Consider the following 22,961-nt stretch of genomic DNA (forward strand, 5'->3'; position numbering starts at 1 on the left):
GGGCGGCCGCCCCGCCCGCGGTGCCCGCCCGCCTGGCATGGACGTGGCCGCAAGGACGGCGAATCAGTCCAAAATTCTTTGGAACCGGTTGGAACTAATCGCCTTTATCGTCGTTGTTGCGGTCGGGCTGAGCAAAGCAGGTTCCATTTCCCGGCGTCGCAACCTTGGCGCTTGATTTCGAATTTGGCTGACGCTCTAGTTTGACTAATTGCGTCACGCCTTAGATTCGGCCGACGCCTGCGGGGGAATCAGTATGAGCGACCTCGATCCCGGATCTGCATCACGCTCCGGTCGTCGCGTCCCAAAGCCAAGAACTAACGGTACGTCAGAGCCGGATTCCCGGCCGGAATTGCTACTCGCCTTGCAGGCCATGCGTAGCGGCGATTTCTCGGTGCGTATGAGCGGCGATTATCTCGGTATCGACGGCAAGATCGCCGACACTTTTAATGAAATCATCGCCGCCAACCAGCGCATGGCGCAGCAGCTCGAGCTGGTCGGCCAGGTGGTCGGACGCGAGGGCAAGACCCGGCAGCGTGTGAAGTTCGGCCTCGCCTCCGGCTCCTGGGCCGACATGGAAGGCTCCGTCAACACGCTGATCGACGATTTGTTGTGGCCGACGCGCGAGGTGACCCGCGCGGTCGCGGCGGTGGCGCAAGGCGACCTGCTCCAGACCGTCAAGCTCGACGTCGACGGCCGTCCGCTCCGCGGTGAATTCCTGCAGTCGGCGAACATCGTCAACACCATGATCAAGCAGCTGGGCGTGTTCACCTCCGAGGTGACGCGCGTGGCGCGCGAGGTCGGCACCGAAGGCAAGCTCGGCGGCCAGGCCCAGGTGCCCGAGGTGACCGGCGTCTGGAAGGATCTGACCGAGAGCGTCAACTCGATGGCGAACAACCTGACCAACCAGGTTCGCAACATCGCCGAGGTCACGATCGCGGTCGCCAACGGCGACTTGTCCAAGAAGATCACCGTCGACGTCCGCGGCGAGATCCTTCAGCTCAAGGAAGCCATCAACACGATGGTGGACCAGCTCCGCTCCTTCGCCTCCGAAGTGACGCGCGTGGCGCGCGAGGTCGGCACCGACGGCAAGCTCGGCGGCCAGGCGATCGTGCCCGGCGTCGCCGGCACCTGGAAGGATCTCACCGACTCCGTCAACGCGATGTGCGGCAACCTGACTGCGCAGGTCCGTAACATCGCCAACGTCACCACCGCCGTGGCGCGCGGCGACTTGTCCCGCAAGATCACGGTGGACGTGCGCGGCGAAATCCTGGAGCTGAAGGACACCATCAACACCATGGTGGACCAGCTCAACTCCTTCGCCTCCGAAGTGACGCGCGTCGCACGCGAGGTCGGCACCGAGGGCAAGCTCGGCGGCCAGGCCCAGGTGCCCGGCGTGGCCGGCACCTGGAAGGACCTCACCGACAACGTCAACTTCATGGCGTCGAACCTGACCGCGCAGGTCCGCAACATCGCCGACGTCGCCACCGCCATCGCCGGCGGCGACCTCTCCAAGAAAATCACCGTGAACGTGTCGGGCGAGATTCTTCAGCTGAAGGAAACGCTCAACACCATGGTCGACCAGCTCAACGCCTTCGCCGGCGAAGTCACGCGCGTCGCGCGCGAGGTCGGCACCGAGGGGCGTCTCGGCGGTCAGGCCAACGTGCTCGGCGTCGCCGGCACCTGGAAGGACCTTACCGAGAGCGTCAACTCGATGGCGTCGAACCTGACCGCACAGGTCCGCAACATCGCCGAGGTGACGACCGCGGTCGCGGGCGGCGACTTGTCGAAGAAGATCACCGTGGACGTCCGCGGCGAGATCCTCGAGCTGAAAGATACCATCAACACCATGGTGGACCAGCTCAACGCCTTCGCCGGCGAAGTCACGCGTGTCGCGCGCGAAGTCGGCACCGAAGGCAAGCTCGGTGGCCAGGCCCAGGTGCGCGGCGTCGCCGGCACCTGGAAAGACCTGACCGACAGCGTCAACTCGATGGCCTCGAACCTGACCGGTCAGGTCCGCAACATCGCCGAAGTCGCCACCGCCGTGGCCAAGGGCGACCTGTCGAAGAAGATCACCGTGAACGTGTCGGGCGAAATCCTTCAGCTGAAGGAAACGCTCAACACCATGGTGGACCAGCTCAACGCCTTCGCCGGCGAAGTCACGCGCGTCGCGCGCGAGGTCGGCACCGAGGGCAAGCTCGGCGGCCAGGCCGAGGTGCCCGGCGTCGCCGGCACCTGGAAGGACCTCACCGACAGCGTCAACTCGATGGCCGGTAACCTCACCGCCCAGGTCCGCAACATCGCCGAGGTCGCAACTGCGATTGCCGGCGGCGACCTGTCGCGCAAGATCACGGTGGACGTGCGCGGCGAGATCCTTCAGCTCAAGGACACGCTGAATACGATGGTCGACCAGCTCAACCGCTTCGCGGGTGAGGTGACGCGCGTGGCGCGCGAGGTCGGCACCGAGGGTCGTCTCGGCGGCCAGGCCAACGTGCCCGGCGTCGCCGGCACCTGGAAGGATCTCACCGACAGCGTGAACTCGATGGCGGGCAACCTCACCGCCCAGGTCCGCAACATCGCCGAGGTCACCACCGCCGTGGCGCGCGGCGACCTCTCGCGCAAGATCACCGTGGACGTGCGCGGCGAAATCCTCGAGCTGAAGAACACCATCAACACCATGGTGGACCAGCTCAACGGCTTTGCCGGCGAAGTGACGCGCGTCGCGCGCGAGGTCGGCACCGAAGGCAAGCTCGGCGGCCAGGCCGAAGTGCCCGGCGTCGCCGGCACCTGGAAGGACCTCACCGACAACGTCAACTTCATGGCGTCGAACCTGACGGCCCAGGTCCGCAACATCGCCGAGGTCGCGACCGCGATCGCCGGCGGCGACCTGTCGAAGAAGATCACGGTGGACGTGCGCGGCGAGATCCTGCTGCTCAAGGACACCCTGAACACCATGGTCGAGCAGCTCCGCTCCTTCGCCGCCGAAGTGACGCGCGTGGCGCGCGAGGTCGGCACCGAGGGCCGGCTCGGCGGTCAGGCCGTCGTGCCCGGCGTCGGCGGCACCTGGAAGGACCTCACCGACAACGTCAACCTGCTGGCCGCGAACCTCACCACGCAGGTCCGCAACATCGCCGAAGTGACCACCGCCGTCGCCCGCGGCGACCTGTCGCGCAAGATCACCGTCGACGTGAAGGGGGAAATTCTCGAACTGAAGAACACCATCAACACCATGGTGGACCAGCTCAACGCGTTCGCCGGCGAAGTGACGCGCGTCGCGCGCGAGGTCGGCACCGAAGGCGAGCTTGGCGGCCAGGCCCAGGTGCCCGGCGTCGCCGGCACCTGGAAGGACCTCACCGACACCGTGAACTTCATGGCGGCCAACCTGACCGAACAGGTCCGCGGCATCGTCAAGGTCGTGACCGCCGTCGCCAACGGCGACCTGAAGCAGAACCTCACCGTGAAATCGAAGGGCGAGGTCGCAGCACTCGCCGACACCATCAACAACATGACCGAAACGCTCGCGACCTTCGCCGACCAGGTGACGTCGGTGGCGCGCGAGGTCGGTGTCGAGGGCCGGCTCGGCGGCCAGGCCGACGTGCCCGGCGCCGCCGGCACCTGGAAGGACCTCACCGGCAACGTCAACCTCCTGGCGGCCAACCTCACCTCGCAGGTGCGTGCGATCGCGGAAGTGGCGACCGCGGTGACCAAGGGCGACCTGACGCGATCGATCCAGGTCGACGCCCGCGGCGAAGTCGCGGAGTTGAAGGACAACATCAACACGATGATCACGAACCTCCGTCTCACGACGGACGTGAACACCGAGCAGGACTGGCTGAAGACCAACCTCGCGAAATTCACCAACATGCTTCAGGGCCAGCGCGACCTCGCCACCGTCGGCCGGCTGCTGCTGACCGAACTGTCGCCGCTGGTGAACGCGCATACCGGCGTGATCTACCAGGTCGAGAACGAGGACAATCCACAGCTCCTGCTGCTCGCCTCCTACGCCGGCGACGGCGTCTACCCCTATCAGCGCGTACTGCCGTTCGGCGACGGCCTGATCGGCCAATGCGCGCTCGACCGGCGGCCGCGCGTGGTCGCGGATATTCCCTCCGACGTGGTGCCGATCAACTCGGCGCTGTTCCGCGTCGCCCCGAAGAACCTCGTGGTGCTGCCGGTGCTGTTCGAGGGCCAGGTCAAGGCCGTGATCGAGCTCGCCTCGCTGACCTCGTTCACGACCTCGCAGATGACCTTCCTGGAGCAGCTCACCGACTCCATCGGCATCGTGCTCAACTCGATCGAGGCGACGATGCAGACCGAAGGCCTGCTCAAGCAGTCGCAGCAGCTGGCCGGCGAGCTTCAGACCCAGCAGCGCGAATTGCAGCAGACCAACGACCAGCTCGAACAGAAGGCGCAGCAGCTCGCCGAGCGCAACGTCGAGGTCGAGCGCAAGAACCAGGAAATCGAGCAGGCCCGCCGCGCGCTCGAGGAGAAGGCGACGGAGCTCGCGCTCACCTCGAAGTACAAGTCCGAATTCCTCGCCAATATGAGCCACGAGCTGCGCACGCCGCTGAACTCGATCCTGATCCTGGGACAGCAGCTCACCGACAATCCGGACGGCAACCTCTCGGCCAAGCAGGTCGAATTCGCCCGCACCATCCACGGCGCCGGCACCGACCTGCTCAACCTCATCAGCGACATTCTCGATCTCTCCAAGATCGAGTCCGGCACGGTGACGGTGGACGCCGAGGAAATCCTGACTGCGAACCTGCTCGAAACCGTCGGGCGGCCGTTCCGGCACGAGGCGGAGAACCGCAACCTTTCGTTCAAGATCGACGTCGACCCGAACCTCGCACGCAGCATCGTCACCGACTCCAAGCGCCTGCAACAGGTCCTGAAGAACCTGCTCTCCAACGCCTTCAAGTTCACCGCCGAAGGCGAAGTGCGCCTGAAGGTCGGCGGCGCGCTCGGCGGCTGGGGAACGGATCACCCGGTGCTGAACTCCGCGCCGGCCGTGATCGCGTTCGAGGTGTCCGATACCGGCATCGGCATTCCCCTGGAGAAGCAGAAGCTGATCTTCGAGGCGTTCCAGCAGGCAGACGCCGGCACCAGCCGCAAATATGGCGGCACCGGCCTTGGCCTCGCCATCAGCCGCGAGCTCGCCAGCCTGCTCGGCGGCGAAATCCATCTGCGCAGCGCACCGGGCAAGGGCTCGTCCTTCATCCTTTATCTGCCGTTGAAATATTCCGGCCCAACGCTTGCGCCGCGCGCCACGCCACAGCAATACAGCCAGCCACCGGCGCTGCAACCAACGGCGCCCGAGCAGCGCGTCATCGAGCAGCTTCCCGACGACCGCCTCAATCTCGAACCCGGCGACAGCATCCTCCTGATCGTTGAGGACGACCCGCATTACGCACGCGTGCTGGTCGATCTCGCGCGCGACAAGGGTTTCAAGGTGCTGGTCGCAGCTCGCGGTGCCGAGGCGCTGGAACTTGCCAAGCAATACCAGCCGAGAGCGGTCTCGCTGGACGTGTTCCTGCCGGACATGCTCGGCTGGACGGTGCTGAGCCAGCTCAAGCACAATCCGCTGACGCGCCACATCCCCGTGCAGATCATCACGCTCGACGAGGACCGCCAGCATGCGCTGGCGCGCGGCGCGTTCTCCTTCGTCAACAAGCCGACGACGACCGAGGGGGTTTCGGCCGCGCTGGCGCAGATCAAGGAATATGCGCGGCCGCGGCGCAAGCGGCTCCTGATCGTCGAGGACAACGAGGCCGAGCGGCTCTCGATCCGCGAGCTCCTGCATCACGACGACATCGAGATCGTGACGACCGACACCGGCGCCGGCGCACTCTCGACGCTGCGCGAAGCGCCCTGCGATTGCGTGGTGCTGGACCTGCGCCTGCCCGACATGAGCGGTTTCGAGGTGCTGGACCAGATCCGCCACGACGAAGCACTTTCGAACATTCCGGTGGTGGTGTTCACCGGCCGCGAGCTCTCGGCGGAGGAAGATGCCGAGCTCCACACCATGGCGCGCAGCATCGTGGTCAAGGGCGTGGAATCGCCCGAGCGCCTGCTCGACGAGACCGCGTTGTTCCTGCACCGCGTGATCACGGAACTGCCGGTCGAGAAGCAGCGCATGCTGGAGAAGCTGAACAGTTCCGACGAGGACCTGATCGGCAAGACCGCGCTGCTCGTCGACGACGACGCCCGGAACATCTTCGCGCTGTCGAGCGTGCTGGAACGGCGCGGCATGAAGGTGCTGACGGCGACGACCGGCCGCGAGGCGGTAACGCTGGTCGAGTCCAATCCGGAAATCGCCATCGTGCTGATGGACATCATGATGCCCCAGATGGATGGCTATCAGACCATCGGCGTGATCCGCGAAAATCCGGCCTTCGCGCGCCTGCCGATCATCGCGTTGACCGCCAAGGCAATGAAGGGCGACCGCGAGAAATGCCTGGAAGCCGGCGCGTCCGACTACCTCGCCAAGCCCGTCAACACCGATCAATTGCTGCTTGCGATCCGCATGTGGCTGCACCGCTGAGCTGGACGCGCGAATGGACCACGAAAAGGTCAACATCCTCCTCGTCGACGACCAGCCGGCCAAGCTGCTCGCCTATGAGGTGATCTTGAAGGAACTGGGCGAGAACCTCGTGATCGCCTCGTCCGGCCGCGAGGCGCTGGAGGTGCTGCTCAAGACCGAGATCGCGGTGATCCTGGTCGACGTCTGCATGCCCGAGCTCGACGGCTTCGAGCTCGCGGCGATGATCAGGGAGCATCCGCGCTTCCAGAAGACGGCGATGATCTTCATCTCGGCCATTCAAGTGAGCGACATCGACCGGTTGCGCGGCTATGAGATGGGCGCGGTCGACTATGTTCCGGTGCCAGTCGTGCCGGAGGTGCTGCGCGCCAAGGTCAAGGTGTTTGCCGAGCTGTACCGGAAGACCCGCGAGCTCGAACGGCTGAACCAGGATCTCGAAGACCGTGTCCGTGCACGCACCGCGGAATTGGAGAACTCCACGGCAAAGCTGCGCGAGAGCGAAGAGCGTCGCAGCATGGCGATCGCCGCCGGCAAGATGGGATCATGGGACTGGGACTGGGTCAGCGGCGACTGGATGTGGGACGAGGGGCAGTATCGCATCTTTGGCGTGAGCCCGGAGAGCTTCGAGGTCAATCCGGCCAACGTTCAGGCACTGTTGCATCCCGATGACGTCGACCAACTGCGCAAGGCGATCGCCGAATTCAGCAAGGGCACACGCGCCTATGAGACGGAATTCCGCATTGTGCGGCCCGACGGCGATGTGCGCTGGTGTGTCGGCACGGCTGCCGCCACCGCCGACAATAGCGGCCGCGTGGTGCGCGTGAGCGGTGTCACCGTGGACATCACCGAGCGCAAGCGGGCCGAGGAGCGGCAAAATCTGCTGGCGCGGGAAGTCGATCATCGTGCCAAGAATGCGCTGGCGCTTGCGCAATCGATCGTGCGTCTCACCCGTGCCGACGAGGTCAAGGCCTATGTCAACGCCGTCGAGGGGCGTATCAACGCGCTGGCGCGCGTGCATACGATCCTGTCGCTGTCGAGCTGGCAGGGCGCCGAACTCTCGAAGCTGATCGACGAGGAACTCGCGCCCTATTCGCTCGGCGGCCAGATCAAGCTGGCGGGGCCCGAGGTTCAGTTGCTGCCGGCAACCGCCCAGACGCTTGCTCTCGCGCTGCACGAGCTTTTCACCAACTCGGCCAAGTATGGCGCGCTCTCGACGCGGTCGGGCCGGCTCATGATCGGCTGGCAGGTCGAGGAGGACCACCTCACACTGATCTGGGAGGAATCCGGCGGTCCGCTGGTGAGGACGCCGAAATCTCGCGGCTTCGGCACGCGGAGCCTGCTCGCGAGCGTCGAGTCCCAGCTCGGCGGAAAGGCGCAATTCGATTGGCGCGCCGAGGGTCTGTTGTGCCGCCTGGAAGTGCCGTTGACCCGGAAGACCCCGACCGCGGCCGCGCATGGCAAGTTCGACGCCACCACCGTCCTCGCGCTCCAGCGCGCGTCGGGTTAACCCGACGCGGCGACCTTCATGCGCCGCACCGGCTGAGGTTCATGGCCGACGCGCCCTTCGAGCCAGGCTTCCGTTTGCGCGAGATCGCGTAACGCCATCGCATAGCGGCGGGCCGCGCTTCGCTCGGCACCGCGCGGCAGCTTGCGCGCCTTGCGCAGCATATCGGCGGCCGCGTTTCGATAGGCCAGTGAGCGATAGAGAAAGACAACCTTACCCATATCGAATGTTCCCGTGTTGACGGCTTCCATGGTCGCAAGGTCGGCATGAACGTCGGATGAAGCCCGACGTGACAAATCGTTCATGCCGATGGAACCCGAAATCGCCGGCTGCGTTGCACGGATGAACGAGGTCGGTTCCATGCGTGCGAGAAAGTCGCCGAAAAAGTCGCGAAGTCTGATCTCTCCTACCGGCATCATCACGATCATGACGCATGCGATGATGGGCGCGGCGCTCGGCCTCGCCTTCGGTCTCGCGCTCGTTCTATCCAACCCGCCGGTCGCAAATTTGCTGAAACACGGCGGAGATTCGGCCGCTGCCGTTTTCGTCGTCACGTTAGTGACGACATTCGCAATCGGCGCGATGCTCACAGGCATCGTGTTCATCATCGCCGAGGACAAGGAATCTTGAACCGCGCGTGAAACCTGTGAGTTGCTTTGTCGGGAACTCCGGCGGCGGATGGCGGTTGGCTGCCTGCGTCATTTTAACTCAGGGAGTTCCCGCGCATGAAGACGACCAAGCTCGCCCTCGCCATGATGTTGGCAACCGGCCTCGCCGCCGCCCCGTTCGCCGCGCAGGCGAAGTCGCACAAGGCGAAACATGAATCCTCGACGTCGTCCTCGCAGACGACGGGGGCCAACACGAAATCCAAGAGCGCCGATCCCTCCGGTCAGGGCGGCTCCGGTCCCGGCTCCGACCAGGGCGGCACCATGACGAACAACAAGGGCACGACCAACGCCAAGTAGGCTCGCCGCCGTTCATCGAAGGCCCCGCGATCGCGGGGCCTTCTTGCTTTGGTGTTCGATCCAATCCTTCTCACGCCATCGTCCGCGCACGCCTTAGCTGCGCCGGATGTCGGCGATGTTCAGGCCACCGCCCGCGGAGTTCGTCTTCACGAGATGATCGAGCTGCGCCCGCTTGCGTGCGATCAGAAGCTGGGCCGCGGCATCGTCGAGACCCTCGCGCTGCAATTGCCGGATCGCGGACCCCAGTTCGAGGATCTCGGCGCGCAGTCTCAAGATCCGGTACGTGTCCGGGTCTTCCTCCATGGCGCGCTCCCAAAATGTCTCAGCGGCGCGCGATTGCGCGCACGGGACCCGCGGCTTTCTTGAGGGAACGAAGACGTACACGATCGCGAACATCCGGCAGGACATTGCCACCGCCAGCCGCCTTCCATTCGCCGATCAGCAGATTGATTTTCCGGCGCAGATCCATCTGCGCCAGGGCCTTTTCTGAGCAGTCGCGATCGCGGTCGACGAGACCGCGCACGGTCGCCTCGACATCGGCCATTTCCAGCCTCAAGGCGCTGATCTTACGTCGAATTTCATTAATTCTGTTGTCCATGGCTTGTTAGAACAAAATAAGAACATATAGTCAAGTCACATTTCAGAACGGAGAAGCCAGATGCAGGTTCAAGGTAAATACGACGCCAGGGTTTTCCTCGCGGAGCAGATGACGAGGTCACAGGGCCTGAGGTTGAAGCGGCTCAGCGAGGAGGCCTATCAGCCCGCGCAATACGATCGCGATCTGTCCTTTACTGAAGCTGCGCGTCGCATCCAGGTGCTCGAGGCGGAGATCGAACTGGCGAACTCCTTCTAGCCAGCCTGCATTGCGCATCCGGAACGTTGCGGGCGCGCTTTCGGAACCATGCTTATGCCGAATGGGTTTTCTCCCGGCCAAGGGAGAATCCGAATGGCACGGAAGGCAAAGAAACGCCGCTACTCGCGCAGCGCCGGCAGCGACGTCGAAAGCGAAATGCGGCGCTACAAGAAGGGCACGGCAAAGAGCGGCCCCGGTGGTCGCGGCGGACGTGTGAAGAGCCGCAAGCAGGCGATCGCAATCGGCCTGTCGAAGGCGCGCAAGAAAGGCAAGAAGGTCCCGAAGAAGGCCTCGAAGCGGAAGGCATCCAAGAAAAAGACGAGCAAGAGAACGTCCAAACGCAAATCCGTCAAGCGATAGCGGCAATCGGCGCTAGATCATGCTGCCCGGCATGAAGCAGCGGATCGAGATGCCAAACGCGGTCTTCACCGGCCACACCATGGTGCGGCCGGCGCGGTTCGGCTCGGTGATGACGGCTTCATCGGGCACATCGACCCACTGCCCATCGAGGCGCACGCGATAGTGCCCGTCATGCGACTCCCAATCCGGATCGGAGACGGCAAATCCGTCGGCGTCCGAGCAGCACGGGCCGAGATGGCTGCGCAGGCTGTCGAACCAGGGCTTGAGCGGCGAATTGGCGTAGCGGCCGTCATCGCGCCCCAGGGCACTTCCAGCCGACAGCACGAGCGGCGCCACGAGCAGCGCAAGTCTCAGCGAAAGCTTCAATCGATCCATGTCGGCACCGATCAAATACGAACCGCCGGTTCCACAAGACGGCCGGACGTCCGAAGTTCCACTCTTGCAATCGCCTGGGCGCCTTCATTGCCGCCAAGGCAACACGCGATCGAATTCTGACGAGCGAACGCGGCTTTTTCGGACGAACCTGTCACCAATGCTGCCGTTGACGAGAATGTTATCGGCGACCTGTGGGTATCTCGGATGCCAACGAGAAAAGGCGGCCCGAAGGCCGCCTTTTTGGATTTGCGCCGGAAGAGCTCGACCTACGCGAGTGGCACCGCGACAAATCGGGTCGCGTCCGCACTTTTGACCTGCAACAGCACGCTGGTCTTGCCGGACGATTTGGCCTGCGCCAGCTCGGCGCGGACGTCGCCGACATTGGCGACGGGCTTGCCGCCGACATTGAGGATGACATCGCCGGTCTGAATGCCGCGCTGCGCCGCCGGCCCTCGCGGATCGACCTCGGTGACGACGACGCCCTTCTGGCCGGCGCCCTGCACGTCGCCGGCCGGCGCCAGGCTGAGCCCGAGGCGCGGCGTGCCGTTGCCCGGCTGCGCCTTGCCCTCGTCGGCCTTTCCGTTTCCTTGGGCCTGCCGCTCGTTGGGCAGCTCGCCGAGCGCGAGGGTCACCGTCTTGCTCGCGCCCTTGTGGAAGACGTCGAGCTTCACGGACGTGCCCGGCGCCAGCGTGGCGATGGTGCGGGCGAGATCGCGGGAGTCCTTGATCGCGGTACCGTTGACGGCGGTGATGACGTCGCCCGCCTCGATGCCGGCCTTTGCCGCCGGGCTATTGTCCTGCGGATTGTCGACGATCGCGCCGCGCGCCTCCTTCAGGCCGAGGCTGTCGGCGATCTCTGACGTCACCGGCTGCACCTGCACGCCGAGCCAGCCGCGGGTGACCGCACCCTTGTCCTTCAACTGCGCGACGACGAGCTTTGCGGTCGTGGCCGGAATGTCGAAGCCGATGCCGACCGAGCCGCCCGACGGCGAGAAGATCGCGGTGTTCACGCCGATCACGTTGCCGTTCATGTCGAAGGCCGGGCCGCCGGAATTGCCCTTGTTGATGGGCGCGTCGATCTGGATGAAGTCGTCATAGGGCCCGTTGCCGATGTCGCGGCCGCTGGCCGAGACGATGCCGGCGGTCACGGTGCCGCCGAGGCCGAAGGGATTGCCGACCGCGACCACCCAGTCGCCGATCCGCGGCTTCTGGTCGGAGAACTTGACGAAGGGAAAATCCTTCTTGCCATCGACCTTGATCAGCGCGAGATCGGTTTTCGGATCGGTGCCGACCACCTTCGCGGTGTAGCTCGTCCCGTCATCCATGGTGACCTGCACGGACTCGGCGTGGTCGACGACGTGGTTGTTGGTCACGGCATAGCCGTCGGCTGAGATGAAGAAACCGGAGCCTTCGCCCGTGACCATCTGGTGACGCTGGCGCGGCATGCCGTTCATGCCCCCCTGGCCGCGGAAGCCGAACTGCCGCGAAAACTGGTCGAACGGGGAGTCCTCGTCCGAATCCATCCGGTTCTGTTGCAGCATCGCGCTCTTGTCGTTGTCCTGGTCGATCTTGACCCGCACCGAGATGACGGCAGGTTTGACCCTGGCGACGAGGTCGCCGAAGCCCGGCGGAGTCGCAGCGCTTTCCGCGGCCTGGGCCGGCGCGATGAAGGAGGTTACGCCGAGCGGCGAAGCGCCGGGAGAAGCAGCCAGCACGGCCACGCCAAGCGCGGCCACGGTGCCAAGCAGCGCAAGCCGGCGCGGCTTCAGGATCGTGCGGGACGTGGTGATGTCGGAATTGACGCGGTCATTCATGTCGAAATGTCCATGTTGGGTCAGGTGTCGCCTTGCACGCAACATGGCCGCTCGCACCTTACGGTGTCCCGTCCACGCGATTAAATCTTGGCAAAGGTGGTGCGGTCGGCGGCACGGCCGAAAATCACGGCTGCACATTTGATACAGCTCAACGCTGCGCCCCCGCGCGGTGAAAGACTGCGACCACCGAACGATGTCCATCGGAGGCGCACCATGTACAAGGATATTCTCGTCCACATCCCGACCGAGCGCCCGATGCGTCCCGTGATCGACGGCTCGGTCTCGCTCGCAGCGCATTTCAACGCCCATCTCGACGCGGCCGCGGTCGGCTATGTCGCAGCCGGTGCAGCTTATGTCATGGACGGCGGGGCCGCCCTGGCGAGCGTGTTCGAACTGGAACGCGAGCGCGCGGTTGAGCGGGCCGAGACTGCGCTCGCAGTGTTCGGAAGCGAGGCGGCGAACGCCGGCATTTCCTACACATGCCACCCGCTCGGCGCGATCCCGGTGGATGCGGCCAGGTCACTCGGCGAGATGGCGCGGCTGCACGACCTCAGCATCGTGCTTCAGCCGGATCCGGCGCAAAGCTCGTTCGACAACGAGGTGCCCGGCGAGATCCTGTTCCAGGCGGGCGGCCCGGTGCTGTTCCTGCCGTACACTTTCCGAGGAGCCTTCAAGGCGAGGCGGATCGGCATCTGCTGGGACGGCAGCAGGCTCGCCGCCCGCGCGATGCGCGACGCGGCACCGTTCCTGGCGCGCGCCGAAGAGATCGTGATCATCACGATCAACGAAGCCGACGTGGTGCCCGGCGAAGTGTCGGCAAGCAATCTGGCAAGACATCTCGGCCGGCGCGGGCTCTCGACCCGCACGGCCGGCCTGTCAGCCACCCGCTCCGAGATCCAGCCGACCATCCTGTCGCTGGCGGCCTACGAGAGCCTCGATCTCCTGGTGATGGGCGGCTACGGCCATTCGCGATTGCAGGAGCGCGTCCTCGGCGGTGTCACCCGCGCCATGCTGGAAGCCATGACGGTGCCGACGCTGATGTCGCACTAGCGAAGCAGGCCCGACGCTCTCACGCCGCAGCGGGGGTCTCCCATCCAGCGGTTGCGGTGGCGTTCTCGTCGCGTTGCACATTGCACGCATCGAAATGCGCCTTCAGCGCGAGCTCGGCGAGATATTCGAAATGTTCGGCCTGGCCGAGGAGTTCCCAGTTCTGGAGCGGCCGGTAGGCCGCCTGCTGGCGACAGAGGGACGCCAGCGCACGGTAGCGACGTACGTTCTCCATGAGAATCTCCCTCTCGGTCACACCCGGCTTATTTCTCCGGTTTGCGTCAGGGGCATTGCACTTGTGCGAAACTTTTTCTGCGCAACGCCAGTCGGTCTCGGGAATGTTAACGTGTGCTGCAACGCGGCCGCTTTGCTTTGGCGCAAACTTTACAAATGTTTGGCGATGGATCTCAGCAGCGTACCGCTCAACGCAGAACCAGCCACAAAGTTACGGCATGTGTGAGGCAAAGCACAGCCCCACGTCCTTATCGGGCGTATAAATTTTTGCGTATGGCCGCAAACAAGGTAACGGCGGTACACCACGGCTACGCTATCAACGCAGCCTGCGACTTTGGAGCCGTGCGGGCATGGAACCGGCGGCTCATTTCGTTTCGGGCGGCGATGGCTAGGCGTAAAGGCGGCGCTCCACGGTCACGCCGACCAGGTCGAGATAGCGCTCGATCAGGTCGGGTCGGCCGACGAGATAGCCCTGCATCTGCTCGCAGGCCTCGCGCGCCAGGAAGGCACGCTGCGCCTCCGTCTCCACCCCTTCAGCGATGACCGGGATATTCAGCGCGTGCGCGAGGCTAAGGACCGCGCGGACGATCTCGGCCGATTGCGGCGTCGCCTCGAGGTTGGAGATGAAGCTGCGATCGATCTTGATCTTGTCGAACGGAAACGACTGGAGATAGGACAGCGAGGAGTAGCCGGTGCCGAAATCGTCCATCGCTATGCGGATGCCGAGTGCCTTTAGCCGCCGCAGCAGATTGAGCGCGCGGGTAAAATCGCCGATCAGCACGCCTTCTGTGATCTCGACCTCGAGCCGCGTCGGCGTAAGCCCCGTCTCCAGCAGAACCTGGTGGATCGAGCGTTCGAGGTCGCCGGCCTGGAACTGGACCGGCGACAAGTTGACCGCGACCTGCAGCGGCCGTGGCCAGGATGCCGCCTCGCGGCATGCTTCGCGCAGAACCCATTCGCCGATCTGGATGATCAGCCCGTTCTCCTCGGCGAGTGGAATGAACTGGTCCGGCGGCACGAAGCCCCGCGTCGGGTGATTCCAGCGCAGCAGCGCCTCGAAGCCGATGACCTCGCCCTCCATCCGCGCCTGCGGCTGGAAGTAGAGGAGGAACTGGTTCTGCTCCAGCGCCTGTCGTAGATCGTGCCGCAACAGCCTGCGATCACGCAGCTCCTGGTCCGTCTCGGATTCGAAGAAGCAGACCCGGGCCCTGCCCTCGCGCTTGGCGCGATAGAGCGCGGAATCGGCGTTGGCGAGCAGCGTCGCGGGATCCACGCCGTCATCGGGGTAGATGGCGATGCCGACGCTGACGCCCACCTGGGAGAGATAGTCGTCGACGTCGAGCTCCTTGCCGATCACCTCGACCAGGCGCTCGGCCAGCGTCAGCACGTCCTCGCGGCGCGCGTTATCGGGCATCAGGATCATGAACTCGTCGCCGCCGATGCGGGCGACGAAGGCGCCGTCGGCTTCCGCGGCAAGACGATCCGCCGCCGCCCGCATCAGCATGTCGCCGACGGGGTGGCCTAACACTTCGTTGACCTCCTTGAAGCGGTCGAGATCGAGGCTGAGCACTGCAAAGCCGGTCGATGCCTCCTGCGCCCGCCGCAGCCGCTCGTCCAGCTCCGCGTTGAAGGCACAGCGGTTCGGCAGGTCGGTCAAGGCATCATGATGGGCAAGATGACTGATGCGCTCATGGTTCGTGACGCGTTCGGTGACATCCTCGATCACGCCGACCAGATATTGCGGATCGCCGGCGCCGTCCCTGATCAGCATCTTGCGCGAATTGACGACGCGATCGTGGCCCTTGACGCCGACCTCGAGCAGGTGCTCCTCGAGGAACATCGGCATTCCACTGGCGACGACCCTGCGGTCCTGCTCGTTGACCACGTGGGCAACGTCTGCCGGAAAAATCTCCTCGGGAGTCCTGCCCAGCATCTGTTCGCGGGGCAGGCCGTAATAGTCCTCGCCGGCGCGGTTGAGCAGAATGTAGCGGGAATCCTTCGCGCACTTTGCGAACACGGCAATCGGGATATTCTCGACGATCGTATCGAGGAACTCGCGGGTCCGAAGCAAGTCCTCTTCGACCTGATCGTGCGTCTGGGCGCGCGCGTCGGCCATCCGCTGGCGATCGCGGTCGCTTGCCTCGTAGGCCGCGCTGACGAGTTCGCCCAACTTGTCGAGATCGACCTGTCCGGTCGCTTCGGTGGCACAGCGAAGCTGCTCAGCGAACAAGCGATGCATGCTCATGCCACCCCAACTGGCCGAGTGCAGGCCTCATGCCCGCAGATATCTCGCGTTCCTGAACCGCAGATTGAGACTCTTAGCATTGCGCGGGCGTTAATCGAACGTTCGCCTCGGACGCGGTGGTTACCCCGGCCTGAAGGAATCCGATCGCCTTGTGAGGCAAGTTCCGTGGAACCCCGGAGCAAAGTGGCACGCGTTGGCACAAGCGACACCTGGAGTGCACGGCTTCCGTAGTCTACCGGAGACGCGCGCTTTCGCCGACACGCAGCGGCTGCGCGGAATTATCCTGCGATTGTGGAACCCGGCCCGCTTCCGCGGCGACGCGAATGGCCGCGATATTGCCGGCATAGTCGGCGCTGCTCTTGCCGCGGAACACCGCGGAACCCGCCACGAGCGTATCGGCACCCGCGGCGGCCACGGCAGCAGCGTTGTCGCGCGTGATGCCGCCATCGACCTCGAGCCGGATCGGCCGGTCGCCGATCATGGTTCGAATGCGCCTGATCTTGTCGAGCTGGGATTCGAGGAAGGACTGGCCACCGAAGCCCGGATTGACCGTCATCACCAGCACCAGATCGACGCGATCGAGCACGTATCCGATCGCGCCTTCCGATGTCGCCGGGCACAGGCTGACACCGGCCTTTTTCCCGAGCGCGCGGATCGCCTGCAGCGTGCGGTCGAGATGCTGGCCCGCTTCGGCATGAACGGTGATGACATCGGCCCCGGCCTTCGCGAACGCCTCGAGATAAGGGTCGACCGGCGCGATCATCAGATGCACGTCGAAGATCTTCTTCGTCACCGGCCGGATCGCCTTGATGACATCGGCGCCGAAGCTGATGTTCGGGACGAAATGTCCGTCCATGACGTCGCAATGGATCCAGTCGGCGCCGGCCGCGTCGATGGCTGCGATCTCCTCACCGAGACGGGCGAAGTCTGCGGCCAGGATCGAGGGCGCGATAAGGATCTCGCTGGTCATGGCTTTGCACTCCGCACGTCGGCCCCGCCGCTGAAGACGCGGCTTGCCAGCACGTCCACGGGATCGATGGTTTCGAGATCGGCAATTTCGAGCATCCGGTCGAGATCGGACACCAGGCGATCGGCCTGCCGCAAGCGGATGCGGTCGACGGCATTGCGGATCGAGCGCGCGTTGGAGAAGAACGGCTGGGTCCGGCGCAGCGCGATGTACTTCTCGAACGCCTCGCGCGCGGCCGCCGAGAAGCGATAGCCGCGCTCCTTCAGCATCAGCTCGGCAATGACGAGCAGCTCGGCTTCCGCATAGTCCGGAAATTCGATGTGGTGGGCGATGCGCGAACGGAAGCCGGGATTGGAGGCGAAGAAGCTGGTCATTCGCTCGCCGTAGCCCGCAAGGATCACGACGAGATCCTCGCGCTGGTTCTCCATCACCTGAAGCAGGATCTCGATCGCCTCCTGGCCGTAGTCGCGCTCATTGTCCGGCCGGTGCAGATAATAGGCCTCGTCGATGAACAGCACGCCGCCCATCGCCTTCTTCAGGATCTCCTTCGTCTTCGGCGCGGTGTGGCCGATATACTGGCCGACGAGGTCGTCACGCGTCACGGAGATCACCTGACCGCGCCGCGCGAAACCGAGCCCGTGCAGGATCTTCGCCATGCGCAGCGCCACGGTGGTCTTGCCGGTGCCGGGATTGCCCGTGAACGACATGTGCAGCGTCGGCGGCGCGGAGGCGAGGCCCGCACGTTGCCGGATGCGCTCGATCAGCAGGAGCGAGGCAATCTGGCGTACGCGGTTCTTGACCGGCCGGAGGCCGACCAGCTCCTGCTCGAGCTGCTGCAGCGTATCCGTGATCCCGGCCGCTTCGGCTTCCTTGCGGAGATCGAAATTGGTCTCGCCGCCTTCGGCGGTCGTCGCATGGGGCACATCAAGCATCGGCACCTCGAAGAAAAGAGCTTCGCCGCGGGGGGAAGCGGCGAAGCAGTGGTCCGCCAAGGATACGGAGCAGGGAGAGCTCCGCGCGGAAACGGATGACTAGGACACGTGTGCAGGCGCCTTGCGCACGGTGGTGTAGCGGATCGCGCGCCCCCCCACTTCCTGGCGCACCAGCTCGAATTCCGCTTCCTGCGGCGGCCGGTTGACCAGGAACGAGATTCGCACCGACTCCCAGCCATGGCTGGAATCGAAGCCGCTGATACGGATGTATCGGTCACCGTACACCCTGCGGCATTGGGCGAGCTCCATCATCACGCCGGCGGCGTCCTGGAGGTCGAACATCGGCAGGCCCCACATCTCCCAATAGGTGTTGCGGGGATGCGGATCGTCGGTGAACTCGATATTCACCGCCCAGCCGTTGGCGAGGCAATACTGCACCTGCTTGGCGATCTGGTCGTCGGTGAGGTCGGGCAGGAACGAAAAGCAGCCCTGGGTGAGTTTCATGTTGCGTCTCCTCAAACGGTTTCGAGCGCGGTCGGCACGAAGTCCGGCGTGTCGGTGGATTGATAGTTGAAGGTGACGTCCTTCCAGACTTCGAGCGCCGCCTTCAGCGGCGTGCAAGTCTCGGCCGCCCTGGCCAGGATCTCCGGCCCTTCATGGACGTAGTCGCGGCCCTCGTTGCGGGCGAGGATCATCGCCTCCAGCGCCACGCGGTTGGCGATCGCGCCCGCCGCGATGCCCATGGGATGGCCGATCGTGCCGCCGCCGAACTGCAGCACGACGTCTTCGCCCAGGAGATCGAGCAGCTGGTGCATCTGGCCGGCATGGATGCCGCCGGAGGCCACCGGCATCATCTTGTTGAGGCTCGCCCAGGACTGGTCGAAGAACAAGCCATGCTCGAGCTTGGTCGGGTTGAAATCCTCGCGGCAGACATCGTAATAGCCGCGCGTGGTGTTCGGATCGCCTTCGAGCTTGCCGACCACCGTGCCGGCATGGATGTGATCGACTCCGGCAAGCCGCATCCATTTGGCGATGACGCGGAACGACACGCCGTGGCTCTTCTGCCGCGTATAGGTCGAGTGACCGGCGCGGTGCAGATGCAGGATCATGTCGTTGCGCCGGGCCCATTTGGCCATGGACTGGATCGCGGTGTAGCCGATCACGAGGTCGATCATGACGATGCACGATCCGAGCTCCTTGGCGAATTCCGCGCGCTCGTACATGTCCTCCATCGTTCCCGCGGTGATATTCAGGTACGTGCCTTTCACCTCGCCGGAAGCGGCCTGCGCACGGTTCACCGCCTCCATGCAGTAGAGGAAGCGATCGCGCCAATGCATGAAGGGCTGCGAGTTGATGTTCTCGTCGTCCTTGGTGAAGTCGAGCCCACCCTTCAGCGCCTCGTAGACCACGCGGCCGTAATTGCGCCCCGAAAGCCCGAGCTTCGGCTTCACGGTTGCGCCCAGCAGCGGCCGGCCGAACTTGTCGAGCCGCTCGCGCTCGACCACGATGCCGGTCGCCGGCCCCTGGAACGTCTTCACATAGGCGACGGGGAAACGCATGTCCTCGAGCCGCAGCGCCTTCAGCGGCTTGAAGCCGAACACGTTGCCGATGATCGAGGCCGAGAGGTTGGCGATCGAGCCCGGCTCGAACAGGTCGAGATCGTAGGCGATGTAGGCGAAATACGAGCCCGGCGTGCCCGGCACCGGATCGACGCGATAGCATTTCGCGCGATATTTTTCGGCAGCCGTCAGCCGGTCGGTCCACACCACCGTCCAGGTCGCGGTCGAGGACTCGCCGGCAACCGCAGCGGACGCCTCGATCGGATCGACGCCTTCCTGCGGCGTGACGCGGAACAGCGCGATGACGTCGGTGTCCTTTGGCGTGTAATCGGGCTCCCAATAGCCCATGCGCTTGTATTCCATGACGCCCGAGCGATAGCGCTCCTTGCCGCGAACCGTGCCGGTATGTGCGTTCATGACTCTCTCCTGTTCTTCTCTCTCTGAATGACTAGGCGGCGACTGACTCTCGGGCGTCGACGCGCGGGTCGAGCTCGCCGGCGCGATAGCGCCGCGCCATCTCGCTCAAGGGAACGACCTTGATCCTGCTGGCGTGGCCCGCGGTGCCGAACTGTTCGAAGCGCTCGCGGCAGAGCTCGCGCATCGCGTCCATCGCCGGCTTGAGGAATTTGCGCGGATCGAACTCGGAGCGCGCCTGCGCGGCCACTTTCCGGAACACCGCGGTCATCGCCAGGCGGCAGTCGGTGTCGATATTGACCTTGCGCACACCGCTCTTGATGCCGCGCACGATCTCTTCCACCGGCACGCCCCAGGTCTGCGGCATCTCGCCGCCGAACTGGTTGAACATGTCCTGGAGCGGCTGCGGCACCGAGGACGAGCCGTGCATGACGAGATGCGTGTTCGGCAGCCGGCGGTGTATCTCCTCGACCACCCGCATCGCCAGGATATCGCCATCGGGCTTGCGGCTGAACTTGTAGGCGCCGTGCGAGGTGCCCATCGCGATGGCCAGCGCATCGACTTTCGTCGCGCGGACGAAATCGACGGCCTGGTCGGGATCGGTCAGCAGCTGGTCGTGGCTGACCTTGCCCTCGACGCCATGACCGTCCTCCTGCTCGCCGCCGCCATGTTCGAGCGAGCCGAGCACGCCGAGCTCGCCTTCGACCGAGGCGCCGACCCAATGGGCGAGATCGACGACGCGGCGGGTGATCGCGACGTTGTAGTCGTAATCGGCCGCGGTCTTGGCGTCGGCTTTCAGTGAGCCGTCCATCATCACCGAGGTGAAGCCGTGCGCGATGGCGGACGCGCAGGTCGCCTCGTCATTGCCGTGGTCCTGGTGCATGCAGAGCGGGATGTCGGGATAAGTCCGCTCCAGCGCGTCGATCATGTGGGAGAGCATGAGATCGCCGGCATAGCTGCGCGCGCCGCGCGAGGCCTGGATGATCACGGGCGCATCGACCTCGGCGGCCGCCTGCATGATCGCGATCCCCTGCTCCATGTTGTTGATGTTGAACGCCGGCACCGCGTAGCCGTGGCTGGCGGCGTGATCGAGCAGTTGACGAAGGGTGATACGGGCCAAGGGTCGTCCTCCTTATTGGCTCTTGCGGGCGATCGCCCGGCGGGCGGCTTCCGCAATGTTTTGCGGCGTGATGCCGAATTCGCGATACAGCACCGGCGCCGGCGCCGAAGCGCCGAAGCCGCGCATGCCGACGAATTCACCGTCGGCGCCGATCCAGCGCGGCCAATCGCCGGGCACGGCCGCCTCGATCCCGACACGCGGCACGGTGCCGAGCACGGCGGCGCGGTAATCCTCCGGCTGCTCCTCGAAGAGCGCGAAGCAGGGCGCCGAGACCACGGCCGCGCGGATGTGCTCGGTCGCGAGCAGGCGGGCGGCTTCCAGCGCGATCGAGACTTCCGAACCGGTCGCCATCAGCGTCACATCGCGGCCGCCATCCGGCGAGACCACGAGATAGGCACCGCGCGCGACACGGTTTCTGCCGCGCGCATCACTGCGGAACGTCGGCAAGGCCTGCCGCGACAGGCAGAGCACGGAGGGACGATGCTCCGCCGCAAGGGCGCAGTCCCAGGCCTCCAGCGTCTCCACCGCATCGGCGGGGCGGAACACCAGGAGGTTCGGGATCACGCGCAGCGCGGCGAGATGCTCGACCGGCTGGTGCGTCGGGCCGTCCTCTCCGAGACCGATGGAGTCGTGCGTCATCACGTGGATGACGCGCAGCCGCATCAAGGCCGCAAGGCGGATCGCCGGCCGGCTGTAGTCGGAGAACGCGAGGAACGTGCCGCCATAGGGAATGAAGCCGCCGTGCAGCGCGAGGCCGTTCATCGCGGCGGCCATGCCGTGCTCGCGAATGCCGTAGTGGATGTAGTCGCCGGCGAACGCCCCACTCTTGACGGGAGTTTGCGCCTTGGCATGGGTCAGGTTCGAATGCGTCAGGTCCGCAGAGCCGCCGACGAGGCCGGGAATTGTCCCGGCGATGCCGTCGAGCACCTGTTGCGAGGCCTGCCGCGTCGCGAGCTTCGGCCGCTCGCTCGCAAAGCGTTCGCGCAATTTCGCCGCGGCCAGCGCATAGGCGGCCGGCAGGGCGACGACCTTGCCTTCGACGAACAGATCGCGCTGCTCGGGCGAAGCACTTTCATAGCGATCGAGCCAGGCGAGACGCTCGACCTGTCCCCGCTGCCCGATCATGCGCCACGCCTTGAGGATCGGGATCGGCACCACGAACGGCTGATAATCCCAGCCGAGCGTCCGGCGCGCCGCCGCGGTCTGCTCGGCGCCGAGCGGGGCGCCATGCGCCTTCTCCGTGCCCTGCCGGTCCGGTGCGCCATAACCGATGACGGTGCGGCAGGCGATCAGCGACGGCCTCGTGGTCTCGCGCTCTTCGGCGATCGCCTGCGCAACTGCTTCGGGATCGTGCCCATCGACGCGGCGCACCGACCAGCCGGAGGCTGCGAAGCGCGCGAGCTGGTCGTCCGATGTCGCAAGCGACGTCGGCCCGTCGATAGAGATGCCGTTGTCGTCGAACAGCACGATCAGCCGGCCGAGCCCGAGATGGCCGGCAAGCGAGATCGCCTCCTGGCTGATGCCTTCCATCAGGCAGCCGTCGCCCGCGATGACATACGTGAAGTGGTCAACGAGCCCATCGCCATGCCGCGCATTGGCCATGCGCTCGGCGAGCGCCATGCCGACGGCCGTGGCAATCCCCTGCCCCAGCGGCCCCGTCGTGGTCTCGACCCCTGGCGTATGGCCGTATTCGGGATGGCCCGGCGTCTTCGAGCCCCATTGCCGGAAGGCCTTGATGTCATCGAGGCTGACGGCGCCGCCGGTGAGATGGAGCAGTGCATAGAGCAGCATCGAGCCGTGGCCCGCGGAAAGCACGAAGCGATCGCGATCCGGCCAGTTCGGGTGCGCCGAGTCGAACTTCAGGAAGCGCGAGAACAGCACGGTCGCGACATCGGCCATGCCCATGGGCAGGCCGGGATGGCCGGACTGCGATCTCTCGATGGCATCGACCGCGAGGAATCGGACGGCGTTGGCGAGATCGTTATGTGCGACAGCCGTGAGGTCGGCTTCGGCATGGACGGAGATGTTCATCGC

20 protein-coding genes are annotated in these 22,961 nt (G+C 65.1%); 7 read left to right on the forward strand and 13 right to left on the reverse strand.

All coding sequences use genetic code 11. The features are described from left to right. The first annotated feature begins 253 nt into the window (after positions 1-253). Together A3M7_RS0124275 and A3M7_RS0124280 are read left to right on the forward strand one after the other, a co-directional pair. Positions 254-6,541 carry a HAMP domain-containing protein gene (locus tag A3M7_RS0124275; protein ID WP_027546232.1) on the forward strand — a complete coding sequence of 2,096 codons (6,288 nt, stop codon included), beginning with the start codon at positions 254-256 and terminating at the stop codon, positions 6,539-6,541. 13 nt (positions 6,542-6,554) lie between these two features. Further along, positions 6,555-8,045 (forward strand): HWE histidine kinase domain-containing protein, encoded by a 1,491-nt coding sequence (locus tag A3M7_RS0124280; RefSeq protein ID WP_027546233.1) that lies wholly within the window; start codon positions 6,555-6,557, stop codon positions 8,043-8,045. Here A3M7_RS0124280 and A3M7_RS50630 read toward each other — a convergent pair. Then, complete coding sequence (locus A3M7_RS50630) at positions 8,042-8,470, reverse strand: hypothetical protein (protein WP_245284311.1); 429 nt, start codon at positions 8,468-8,470, stop codon at positions 8,042-8,044. The genes A3M7_RS0124280 and A3M7_RS50630 overlap by 4 nt on opposite strands. Here A3M7_RS50630 and A3M7_RS0124290 point away from each other — a divergent pair. Beyond that, positions 8,403-8,672, forward strand: a complete 270-nt coding sequence (locus tag A3M7_RS0124290) for a hypothetical protein (protein WP_027546235.1) — start codon at positions 8,403-8,405, stop codon at positions 8,670-8,672. The genes A3M7_RS50630 and A3M7_RS0124290 overlap by 68 nt on opposite strands. Before the next feature lie 95 nt (positions 8,673-8,767). Beyond that, entirely contained in the window at positions 8,768-9,007 is a 240-nt protein-coding gene (locus tag A3M7_RS0124295; RefSeq protein WP_027546236.1) for a hypothetical protein, read from the forward strand. Positions 9,008-9,100: 93 nt separating this feature from the next. Here A3M7_RS0124295 and A3M7_RS49830 read toward each other — a convergent pair whose 3' ends face one another. Together A3M7_RS49830 and A3M7_RS49835 are read right to left on the reverse strand one after the other, a co-directional pair. After that, on the reverse strand, positions 9,101-9,310 hold the full coding sequence (locus A3M7_RS49830; protein WP_027546237.1) for a hypothetical protein: 210 nt from the start codon (positions 9,308-9,310) through the stop codon (positions 9,101-9,103). A gap of 19 nt (positions 9,311-9,329) precedes the next feature. Beyond that, positions 9,330-9,551: a hypothetical protein gene (locus tag A3M7_RS49835; protein ID WP_027546238.1), complete on the reverse strand. Its 222-nt coding sequence runs from the start codon at positions 9,549-9,551 to the stop codon at positions 9,330-9,332. Between the two features lie 114 nt (positions 9,552-9,665). On the opposite strand from A3M7_RS49835, the gene A3M7_RS0124310 reads away from it, so the two are divergent. Both A3M7_RS0124310 and A3M7_RS0124315 read left to right on the forward strand, forming a co-directional pair. Further along, entirely contained in the window at positions 9,666-9,860 is a 195-nt protein-coding gene (locus A3M7_RS0124310; RefSeq protein ID WP_027546239.1) for a DUF3072 domain-containing protein, read from the forward strand. Positions 9,861-9,953: 93 nt separating this feature from the next. Then, positions 9,954-10,220 (forward strand): DUF6496 domain-containing protein, encoded by a 267-nt coding sequence (locus A3M7_RS0124315; RefSeq protein ID WP_027546240.1) that lies wholly within the window; start codon positions 9,954-9,956, stop codon positions 10,218-10,220. Between the two features lie 12 nt (positions 10,221-10,232). Here A3M7_RS0124315 and A3M7_RS0124320 read toward each other — a convergent pair whose 3' ends face one another. Both A3M7_RS0124320 and A3M7_RS0124325 read right to left on the reverse strand, forming a co-directional pair. Next, positions 10,233-10,595: a hypothetical protein gene (locus tag A3M7_RS0124320; RefSeq protein WP_027546241.1), complete on the reverse strand. Its 363-nt coding sequence runs from the start codon at positions 10,593-10,595 to the stop codon at positions 10,233-10,235. Positions 10,596-10,861: 266 nt separating this feature from the next. Beyond that, entirely contained in the window at positions 10,862-12,409 is a 1,548-nt protein-coding gene (locus A3M7_RS0124325) for a Do family serine endopeptidase (protein ID WP_027546242.1), read from the reverse strand. Positions 12,410-12,622: 213 nt separating this feature from the next. Between A3M7_RS0124325 and A3M7_RS0124330 the strand changes: the two genes are divergently transcribed. Continuing rightward, positions 12,623-13,459 (forward strand): universal stress protein, encoded by an 837-nt coding sequence (locus A3M7_RS0124330; protein WP_027546243.1) that lies wholly within the window; start codon positions 12,623-12,625, stop codon positions 13,457-13,459. Positions 13,460-13,478: 19 nt separating this feature from the next. Here the strand turns inward: A3M7_RS0124330 and A3M7_RS0124335 are convergent, their stop codons facing one another. The 8 genes from A3M7_RS0124335 to tkt form a co-directional block, all read right to left on the reverse strand. After that, positions 13,479-13,691 carry a hypothetical protein gene (locus tag A3M7_RS0124335; protein ID WP_027546244.1) on the reverse strand — a complete coding sequence of 71 codons (213 nt, stop codon included), beginning with the start codon at positions 13,689-13,691 and terminating at the stop codon, positions 13,479-13,481. Positions 13,692-14,078: 387 nt separating this feature from the next. Beyond that, complete coding sequence (locus tag A3M7_RS0124340; RefSeq protein WP_027546245.1) at positions 14,079-15,935, reverse strand: bifunctional diguanylate cyclase/phosphodiesterase; 1,857 nt, start codon at positions 15,933-15,935, stop codon at positions 14,079-14,081. Between the two features lie 232 nt (positions 15,936-16,167). After that, complete coding sequence (rpe, locus tag A3M7_RS0124345; protein WP_027546246.1) at positions 16,168-16,905, reverse strand: ribulose-phosphate 3-epimerase; 738 nt, start codon at positions 16,903-16,905, stop codon at positions 16,168-16,170. Continuing rightward, positions 16,902-17,834, reverse strand: coding sequence for a CbbX protein (cbbX, locus tag A3M7_RS0124350; protein WP_027546247.1), 933 nt, complete (start codon positions 17,832-17,834; stop codon positions 16,902-16,904). The genes rpe and cbbX overlap by 4 nt, the downstream gene beginning before the upstream one ends. Before the next feature lie 99 nt (positions 17,835-17,933). Beyond that, positions 17,934-18,338, reverse strand: coding sequence for a ribulose bisphosphate carboxylase small subunit (locus A3M7_RS0124355; protein ID WP_027546248.1), 405 nt, complete (start codon positions 18,336-18,338; stop codon positions 17,934-17,936). 11 nt (positions 18,339-18,349) lie between these two features. Continuing rightward, complete coding sequence (locus A3M7_RS0124360) at positions 18,350-19,810, reverse strand: form I ribulose bisphosphate carboxylase large subunit (protein ID WP_027546249.1); 1,461 nt, start codon at positions 19,808-19,810, stop codon at positions 18,350-18,352. 31 nt (positions 19,811-19,841) lie between these two features. Further along, positions 19,842-20,927, reverse strand: a complete 1,086-nt coding sequence (gene fba / locus A3M7_RS0124365) for a class II fructose-bisphosphate aldolase (protein WP_027546250.1) — start codon at positions 20,925-20,927, stop codon at positions 19,842-19,844. A 12-nt stretch (positions 20,928-20,939) separates the two neighbouring features. Continuing rightward, positions 20,940-22,958: a transketolase gene (gene tkt, locus A3M7_RS0124370; RefSeq protein ID WP_027546251.1), complete on the reverse strand. Its 2,019-nt coding sequence runs from the start codon at positions 22,956-22,958 to the stop codon at positions 20,940-20,942. Positions 22,959-22,961: the final 3 nt, after the last annotated feature.

This window comes from Bradyrhizobium sp. WSM2254 (assembly GCF_000472645.1).
Taxonomy (GTDB): domain Bacteria; phylum Pseudomonadota; class Alphaproteobacteria; order Rhizobiales; family Xanthobacteraceae; genus Bradyrhizobium; species Bradyrhizobium niftali.

What these genes read in the sequence shown, in the direction of transcription:
- A3M7_RS0124315 (WP_027546240.1), top strand. Translation starts at nt 9,954, where the DNA reads ATGGCACGGAAGGCAAAGAAACGCCGCTACTCGCGCAGCGCCGGCAGC.
- A3M7_RS0124330 (WP_027546243.1), top strand. Translation starts at nt 12,623, where the DNA reads ATGTACAAGGATATTCTCGTCCACATCCCGACCGAGCGCCCGATGCGT.
- A3M7_RS0124280 (WP_027546233.1), top strand. Translation starts at nt 6,555, where the DNA reads ATGGACCACGAAAAGGTCAACATCCTCCTCGTCGACGACCAGCCGGCC.
- A3M7_RS49835 (WP_027546238.1), bottom strand. Translation starts at nt 9,551, where the DNA reads ATGGCCGATGTCGAGGCGACCGTGCGCGGTCTCGTCGACCGCGATCGC.
- rpe (WP_027546246.1), bottom strand. Translation starts at nt 16,905, where the DNA reads ATGACCAGCGAGATCCTTATCGCGCCCTCGATCCTGGCCGCAGACTTC.
- tkt (WP_027546251.1), bottom strand. Translation starts at nt 22,958, where the DNA reads ATGAACATCTCCGTCCATGCCGAAGCCGACCTCACGGCTGTCGCACAT.
- A3M7_RS0124295 (WP_027546236.1), top strand. Translation starts at nt 8,768, where the DNA reads ATGAAGACGACCAAGCTCGCCCTCGCCATGATGTTGGCAACCGGCCTC.
- A3M7_RS0124290 (WP_027546235.1), top strand. Translation starts at nt 8,403, where the DNA reads ATGCGTGCGAGAAAGTCGCCGAAAAAGTCGCGAAGTCTGATCTCTCCT.
- A3M7_RS0124310 (WP_027546239.1), top strand. Translation starts at nt 9,666, where the DNA reads ATGCAGGTTCAAGGTAAATACGACGCCAGGGTTTTCCTCGCGGAGCAG.
- A3M7_RS0124355 (WP_027546248.1), bottom strand. Translation starts at nt 18,338, where the DNA reads ATGAAACTCACCCAGGGCTGCTTTTCGTTCCTGCCCGACCTCACCGAC.
- A3M7_RS49830 (WP_027546237.1), bottom strand. Translation starts at nt 9,310, where the DNA reads ATGGAGGAAGACCCGGACACGTACCGGATCTTGAGACTGCGCGCCGAG.
- A3M7_RS0124325 (WP_027546242.1), bottom strand. Translation starts at nt 12,409, where the DNA reads ATGAATGACCGCGTCAATTCCGACATCACCACGTCCCGCACGATCCTG.
- A3M7_RS50630 (WP_245284311.1), bottom strand. Translation starts at nt 8,470, where the DNA reads ATGATCGTGATGATGCCGGTAGGAGAGATCAGACTTCGCGACTTTTTC.
- A3M7_RS0124275 (WP_027546232.1), top strand. Translation starts at nt 254, where the DNA reads ATGAGCGACCTCGATCCCGGATCTGCATCACGCTCCGGTCGTCGCGTC.
- A3M7_RS0124320 (WP_027546241.1), bottom strand. Translation starts at nt 10,595, where the DNA reads ATGGATCGATTGAAGCTTTCGCTGAGACTTGCGCTGCTCGTGGCGCCG.
- cbbX (WP_027546247.1), bottom strand. Translation starts at nt 17,834, where the DNA reads ATGCTTGATGTGCCCCATGCGACGACCGCCGAAGGCGGCGAGACCAAT.
- A3M7_RS0124340 (WP_027546245.1), bottom strand. Translation starts at nt 15,935, where the DNA reads ATGAGCATGCATCGCTTGTTCGCTGAGCAGCTTCGCTGTGCCACCGAA.
- A3M7_RS0124335 (WP_027546244.1), bottom strand. Translation starts at nt 13,691, where the DNA reads ATGGAGAACGTACGTCGCTACCGTGCGCTGGCGTCCCTCTGTCGCCAG.
- A3M7_RS0124360 (WP_027546249.1), bottom strand. Translation starts at nt 19,810, where the DNA reads ATGAACGCACATACCGGCACGGTTCGCGGCAAGGAGCGCTATCGCTCG.